The sequence below is a fragment of the Leptospira interrogans genome (assembly GCF_900156205.1).
Lineage (GTDB): Bacteria > Spirochaetota > Leptospiria > Leptospirales > Leptospiraceae > Leptospira > Leptospira interrogans.
Window position 1 is genome coordinate 1 of the sequence record NZ_FTNA01000046.1, and the last position, 4632, is coordinate 4632.

Here is a 4632-nt window from a genome sequence, read left to right on the forward strand (position 1 = left end):
CTTTTGTTCTTAAATGCTTTTTAGTGATATGTGTCAAACCGGCTTGAGTAAATAAACTATGAAGTCGATTCTTACTTTGCGTTAGTTGCCTTGTCCAGTTCTCTTGTTCCGTGCATAGTCTTCTATTGTCCTCCTCTTCATCGTTTGGAATCGGAACGACCGGTAATTCTTCTATTGGAAAACGTTGTATGAGTCTCGCAATCTTGAGAGAGTCTTCTTTATCTGTTTTTTTTAAAGATTGATAGATTGTTGCTAAGTCTCCTGGATTCAAGACGATCACTTGAATCCCTTTGTTTAATATTGATTTTGCAATTCTAAAAGATTGAGAGCCTGCTTCTAAGCCTACTACATCATTTGGATTGAGCCAATTTATCAATTTAGAAATTCCAATTTCTGTTGTTGAAAATTGTTGTCTTTGATGAAGAGAGTTGTCTCCGATCCGTATGACTTCTAAAGTTTTTTTTCCACAGTCGATTCCTACGTATTTGATTTCTTGACTTTTCATTTCTTTCTCCTAAAGTTTTAAGTGGAGCGGAAGGTCTTAACAAGCCCGAGTTGTGATATACCAGCACTCCTATTCGTGGTCAACTTTGTGAAGTTGCCACACATGGGTTTGCGGTGGCCGATTTAGATTCATCTATGGATCGGGGTCTAAGCCCCAAGAGAGCGATCAATCTGCCACCGGCCTTCTTGACTCCGTCGATTCAAGAATATCACATTCGGAACTGTCTTACGTTCAAGAAACATACTAATCTATGGATCGCAGCATAATAATCGCTTTCGCATTTGTTATACCGAGTTCACGTTAAATAACGTGAGTTTTACCTTTTTAAAGGTAACAAAACGTGTCTCCGTAAATTTTAGAGTCTTTAAATGGTAGGATTGAATGTTGGATTCAGATCACAAGCCACTACGAATTCTACGTTTGTTCTGGAAGTTCAACGCTTCTGATTGTTTTCGGAATACAATTTTGTAACTTATATATATTTTAAAAAAAATAACATATTCTAATATATAAGACAAGACTTTTTGTATTCTTGGATACAAATTGAGTCGGACTTGAGAAAATAGAAAAAAGGTTGGTTGACTATTTTTACTTCTATCTAAACTGATGACAAAAAAAATTTTTATTTGTTATACATACTATTTTTATAATATTCTAACTTATATATTTTAGTAAAGACTAAATCGAACTGGAATTAATACTTTAACTGTAATCGGTTTGCCTTCTAATATAGAAGGTGAGTATCTTTTTTTATAAAATGCTTCGATTGCTGCTTCGTCTAAACCGAACCCAAGAGATTTGCCTACAGAACGAACTCTTAGCACTTGTCCGTTTTCTGCAATGATTACTTCTAATGTGGAAGTACCAGTGATACCTGCAGATCTGGCTTCATCGGGATAGTCTGGAGTGATATTAGGGGTTAGATCCACTGGAGCGGTTGCACCGGAAATGATTGCGTCTTGTGCGCCTGCTATTCTAGGATCTTCCTTTTTTTTAATCGTATCGGTTACTTCAAATTCTCCGTCGTCTGCTGCTTCTCCAACGTTTGGTTCTTGGATGACTAAATTATCTACAAATGCAACTTCATCTACAAGTCGATCCAATCGATCGAATTGTATAGAAGGTGTGTACCAAAAAAACAGAATGAATATTTGTAGAAGAAAAGACACGGAAAGAAAAAATTCCATCCGATAACGATCAATCCATCTTCTGAGCCTGTTCTTTTTCACGATGGTAATTGTAGAGTTAGGTTGTTCCATCGATCAAAGACCTCCACCTTGAGTGGTTTTTGTAACGAGGGATATTTTCAATGCTCCTGCTTCTTTCAAAAGTTCGAATGTATTGTCTAGTTCTGCATAAGGTAAATTTTTATCTGCGTGGATCAGAACTTTAAGATCGGGAGTAGTGGTAAGTTTGGCTCTTACGTGATTGATCGCTTCGTTCAAAGGCATTCTTACTTGATTGAAATATACCGCTTTATCCGTGCCGAGATACAGGTTTGCTATTTTTTTATTTAACTGTTCTCCGCCTGGAACGTCTGGAAGAGCAATTGGTAGATCCGGATCTGTATCTAAAACGGAAGTTACCATAAAAAAAACCAAAAGTAAAAATGCGATGTCGGCCATAGAACTAACCGGAATCGAAGGTGGATTTTTTTTCTTTTTTAAACTCATATTTATTTCAGCCTTTTTACGGAGACCTGTTTAAATCCTCGAATTTGAACGGCGGATAACGCGTCTAACATGTTACCGTATTTTGTATCTCCGGTCGTTTTTATTAATGCGACTTTGTTTTCTATATCTGGGATTTCCATCAGATTGAGTTCTTGTCTAAAATCGATTAGGTTTCTATATTCTTTGGTTCCAATCGATTTGTTTTTCATCTTAATTAGGTCGCCCGCGATTAATATCTCATAGATATTTTCTCGCAGAATTAACGTAGGATTTGAGTTCTTTCTAGGAAGTTGAATGTTCAATCCTTCTTTTACAAAGAATACGGCGGTTACCATAAAAAACACCAATAATAGAAATGCAATATCCGACATTGAAGACGCGGATATTTCCTCTAAGGTGCGTTTCTTTTTGATTCGGATCATTAGGATACCTTCATTCAAAAAAACGATTATACTTTTTGGGAATTTCTCTTTAAGAATTCCTTATAAATTCTATTTGCTGCTTCTTCGATTTCGGAAGTAAAACCGTCGATTCTGGAAGTCAGGTACTGATGGAATGTCATCGCAGGAATCGCAACGATCAAACCTGCAGCGGTTGTAATTAATGCTTCTTTAATTCCACTCGCGACTACTTTTGCGTTTACTTGATCCGCGTTTGCGATTGCGTCAAATGCGTTGATCATACCAGAAACGGTTCCTAAAAATCCGATCAAAGGAGCGATCGTGGAAACCGCTGCAAGAATTACAAGTCCTCTTTCCAATACAGTAATTACTTCTGCTGCTTCTCTTTCTACACCCTTAGCAAAAATTTCTGCGTCTCCGGAAGATACTTCAATTCCACCTGCTAAAACTTGAGTGATTTTATAATCTTTTCTTTCGTCTAAAAATCCGCGAACCGCATCTAAACCTTTTGCATCCATGGTTTCGCCTAAGTCTATGTTATATCCTTTGGGAAGAAGTTTGGCGGTGGCTAGGAAATAAATTCTTTCAAATATGATTCCTAAGGCTACGATTGAAGAAAGAGCTAAGGGATACATGGTCCAGCCACCTAAAAGAAAAAGATCCACAAATCCCCAGCTTTTGTCTGCTTTGGTGGACGCAGGCGTTTCGGTTTTAGATGGTTCGGTTGTGGGGGTGGTTTGCGTTTGTTCTGGTGTTTTATCTTGTGCGAATATTACGGATGTGGAAATAGAAATCATTCCAGAAAGGATCAGTGCTACAAACACCCATTTGAATTCTTTTTTTATAGAGAAAAATTTCATCGATGTCTCCGATTAAAATGTCTCTGTAATATATCTTTGATTTATTACTAAGTGATTACAAAAGGATTACGGATCTAAGATTTGAGGTATAATCAATGCGAATTCGGCATCAGAAAATCCAGATGAATTCTGCCAATGAAGTTACAAGAGTTCGTTTGGATAGACAACGTGGGATCGGGTTTCAGTGGCGTTACTGAAAAGTGCTTTCGCTTTTCTTTGAAAAAAAGTCGTGGTGGAAAATTTAGAATATAAGAATATAATTATTTATTGTTTGTAGGAAATTTTGTTTTACAATTTTTTCTTGAAATTGTTTTCGTATTTGTTGTATTGAGCGCAGGTTCTTTTAATAGTCGTTCGGTATTACTACGAAGACGCATGAAAATAATATGGATGTTGGCTCGTCATTGGGTTTGGTTCGAATTGTAATTCTCTCGATATAAGATTTTGTCTCCTGTTTATCTTCCAAGTCATTTTGTAAGTCCAATGAAAGCTAGGAACTCCTCGGTTCAAAGTTTTCACAAAAAAATTCTCCTCCCCATCCAAGTCCTCCAACCAGAGCATGTAATTAAAAAGATAACACCTCGAAACTCCATGAGCCGCGGCCAACACACCCAAGGTCGCCCAAATCCCAGTATTCACACGAATGCTAAATTTTTTCATCTTGCCAACATCACGATTGTATTTGATTTTCCCCGCCTTATGATGAAGACGTTCCATCGAAGCGATCCGCTTAGAATACTTTCTCAATAAAATAGGAAGTTTCTTACGAAGGTCTTTTCTTTCTTGAGAATTCAAACGATTCCAATAATCATTTGGAACCAAGAGAGAATCCGTTCCAATAGAATCTTCAACCAAAGCAGATTCAATTTTTTGACTTTCATTGAATAAAAGAATATCCATACTAGAAAAGGTTCTTCGGTCTTTCTAAGTGGAACGGTTTAGAAAGATTTTTTTCGAACTAAACAAAATATTTTAACGTGAGTTTTACGTAAGAAAAACTGGGTGAATCAGGCTTGCCACAGGTTAATCGACTGGCTTTCAGTTCTGGTCAATAAACTACATACAGAAAATATTATACAATAATCGTCTTTATTATAGAACACGATCCGCCGAACGACCTAAAACGCGACCCATAGGAAAGCGTTTTACTGAGTTCAAGCGCGACCCATAGGAAAGCGTTTTGCTGAGTTCAA

Annotated in this window: 6 protein-coding genes; all 6 read right to left on the reverse strand. The window is 37.0% G+C overall.

From position 1 onward, the window contains the following. On the reverse strand, window positions 1–505 hold a 505-nt coding region (locus BW942_RS20215; protein ID WP_139325934.1), incomplete at its 3' end, for an IS110 family transposase. A 668-nt stretch (window positions 506–1173) separates the two neighbouring features. Then, entirely contained in the window at window positions 1174–1764 is a 591-nt protein-coding gene (locus BW942_RS20220) for an energy transducer TonB (RefSeq protein ID WP_000437522.1), read from the reverse strand. Window positions 1765–1767: 3 nt separating this feature from the next. Then, window positions 1768–2178, reverse strand: coding sequence for an ExbD/TolR family protein (locus BW942_RS20225; RefSeq protein WP_000053705.1), 411 nt, complete (start codon window positions 2176–2178; stop codon window positions 1768–1770). A 2-nt stretch (window positions 2179–2180) separates the two neighbouring features. Continuing rightward, window positions 2181–2600: an ExbD/TolR family protein gene (locus BW942_RS20230; RefSeq protein WP_000619314.1), complete on the reverse strand. Its 420-nt coding sequence runs from the start codon at window positions 2598–2600 to the stop codon at window positions 2181–2183. Window positions 2601–2626: 26 nt separating this feature from the next. After that, on the reverse strand, window positions 2627–3439 hold the full coding sequence (locus BW942_RS20235) for a MotA/TolQ/ExbB proton channel family protein (protein WP_000668014.1): 813 nt from the start codon (window positions 3437–3439) through the stop codon (window positions 2627–2629). A gap of 363 nt (window positions 3440–3802) precedes the next feature. Then, window positions 3803–4339, reverse strand: coding sequence for a DUF1564 domain-containing protein (locus BW942_RS20240; protein ID WP_000353620.1), 537 nt, complete (start codon window positions 4337–4339; stop codon window positions 3803–3805). Window positions 4340–4632 lie beyond the last annotated feature (293 nt).

What these genes read in the sequence shown, in the direction of transcription:
- BW942_RS20220 (WP_000437522.1), bottom strand. Translation starts at nt 1,764, where the DNA reads ATGGAACAACCTAACTCTACAATTACCATCGTGAAAAAGAACAGGCTC.
- BW942_RS20225 (WP_000053705.1), bottom strand. Translation starts at nt 2,178, where the DNA reads ATGAGTTTAAAAAAGAAAAAAAATCCACCTTCGATTCCGGTTAGTTCT.
- BW942_RS20230 (WP_000619314.1), bottom strand. Translation starts at nt 2,600, where the DNA reads ATGATCCGAATCAAAAAGAAACGCACCTTAGAGGAAATATCCGCGTCT.
- BW942_RS20235 (WP_000668014.1), bottom strand. Translation starts at nt 3,439, where the DNA reads ATGAAATTTTTCTCTATAAAAAAAGAATTCAAATGGGTGTTTGTAGCA.
- BW942_RS20240 (WP_000353620.1), bottom strand. Translation starts at nt 4,339, where the DNA reads ATGGATATTCTTTTATTCAATGAAAGTCAAAAAATTGAATCTGCTTTG.